The organism is Vibrio sp. 10N.222.46.A1 (assembly GCF_041473595.1).
Lineage (GTDB): Bacteria > Pseudomonadota > Gammaproteobacteria > Enterobacterales > Vibrionaceae > Vibrio > Vibrio tasmaniensis_A.
Map to the genome: position 1 here is coordinate 1 of NZ_JBFRSN010000803.1, position 1,766 is coordinate 1,766.

Genomic DNA, 1,766 nt, shown 5'->3' on the forward strand with positions numbered 1-1,766 from the left:
GCTGGTACATTCGCCAAAGTTACTGCACGTTGGTCATCATTTAGCGCTTTAGTCATGTCAGTTTCGATGAAACCAGGTGCTACAGTGTTCACTGTAATACCACGAGACGCAACTTCACGAGCCATTGATTTAGTAAAACCAATTACGCCTGCTTTTGCAGCTGCGTAGTTAGCTTGACCAGCGTTACCCATAGTACCGACTACAGAACCAACGTTTACGATACGTCCTTGACGCTTCTTCATCATGCCACGCAATACAGCTTTAGACATGCGGAAGATAGGCGTTAGGTTAGTATCGATGATGTCATTCCATTCATCGTCTTTCATACGCATAAGTAGGTTATCACGAGTGATACCTGCGTTGTTAACCAGAATGTCAATCGCACCGAATTCATCGTTGATGGTTTTCAGTGTAGCTGCAATTGAGTCAACATCCGTTACATTAAGAGCAAGACCTTTACCGTTCTCACCTAGGTACTCACTGATTGCAGCAGCGCCGCCTTCAGACGTAGCAGTACCGATAACTTTAGCACCACGCTCAACTAAAAGTTCAGCGATTGCACGACCGATACCACGGCTTGCGCCTGTAACTAGTGCAACTTTGCCTTCTAAATTCATCATAACTTCTCTATTAAGTGTTTATTTACTTAGCAGCTTCTAGTGATGCAGTGTCATTAACTGCAGCAGCTGTCATAGTTTTTACGATTCGTTTTGTTAGACCGGTAAGAACTTTACCTGGGCCTAATTCTAGTAGCTTCTCTACGCCTTGCTCATTCATAGCTTGTACACCTTCAGTCCAACGAACGGGGCTGTACAGCTGGCGAACAAGTGCGCTTTTGATTTTTGCCGGGTCTGTTTCAGCAATAACATCAACGTTATTGATAACAGGCAGTGCCGGCGTGTTGAACTCTAGAGCTTCCAGAGCAACCGCTAGCTTGTCTGCTGCAGGCTTCATAAGGGCACAGTGAGATGGCACAGATACTGGTAAAGGAAGAGCACGTTTAGCGCCCGCTTCTTTACATAGTGCACCAGCGCGCTCTACTGCTGCTTTGTTACCCGCGATAACAACTTGACCAGGTGAATTGAAGTTAACTGGTGACACAACTTCGTCTTGTGCCGCTTCTTCACACGCTTTAGCAATCGCTTCATCATCTAGACCGATGATTGCGTACATTGCACCAACGCCCGCAGGAACCGCTTCTTGCATCAGTTGACCACGTAGCTCAACTAGCTTGATCGCTTCTTTAAAGTCGATAACACCCGCACACACTAGTGCAGAGTATTCGCCTAGGCTGTGACCTGCTAGGTTTGCAGGTTGCTCTAGACCAAGCTCTTGCCATACACGCCAGATTGCAACAGACGCTGTTAGTAGAGCCGGTTGAGTACGGAAAGTTTCATTTAGATTTTCTACTGGACCATCTTGAACCAATGCCCATAGATCGTAACCAAGTGCTTCTGAAGCTTCAGCAAATGTCTTTTTAACAACATCATACTGTTCGCCTAGGTCAGCAAGCATACCGATAGCTTGAGAGCCTTGGCCTGGGAATACGATAGCAAATTTGCTCATAGTAATTTTCCTTTAAGCAAAGCAAAAAAATTGAACAAGGCACATAAGTTATGTGCCTTGTTTGTTGATTATCGCTTGGGGTTAGAATTTAACTAACGCAGAACCCCAAGTGAAGCCGCCGCCAAACGCTTCAAGTAGAAGCGTTTGGCCACGTTTAATTCGCCCGTCGCGAACAGCCTCATCAAGGGCCGTTGGTACGG

3 protein-coding genes are annotated in these 1,766 nt (G+C 46.1%); all 3 read right to left on the bottom strand.

Going from position 1 to position 1,766, the window contains the following annotated elements; genetic code table 11:
• A partial coding sequence (locus tag AB4496_RS20295; RefSeq protein WP_372131770.1) for a 3-oxoacyl-ACP reductase family protein occupies nucleotides 1-617 on the bottom strand: 617 nt, incomplete at its 3' end.
• Nucleotides 618-642: 25 nt separating this feature from the next.
• Nucleotides 643-1,566 (bottom strand): ACP S-malonyltransferase, encoded by a 924-nt coding sequence (fabD, locus tag AB4496_RS20300; RefSeq protein ID WP_012603567.1) that lies wholly within the window; start codon nucleotides 1,564-1,566, stop codon nucleotides 643-645.
• An 81-nt stretch (nucleotides 1,567-1,647) separates the two neighbouring features.
• On the bottom strand, nucleotides 1,648-1,766 hold a 119-nt coding region (locus AB4496_RS20305; protein WP_372103647.1), incomplete at its 5' end, for a 3-oxoacyl-[acyl-carrier-protein] synthase III C-terminal domain-containing protein.

What these genes read in the sequence shown, in the direction of transcription:
- fabD (WP_012603567.1), bottom strand. Translation starts at nt 1,566, where the DNA reads ATGAGCAAATTTGCTATCGTATTCCCAGGCCAAGGCTCTCAAGCTATC.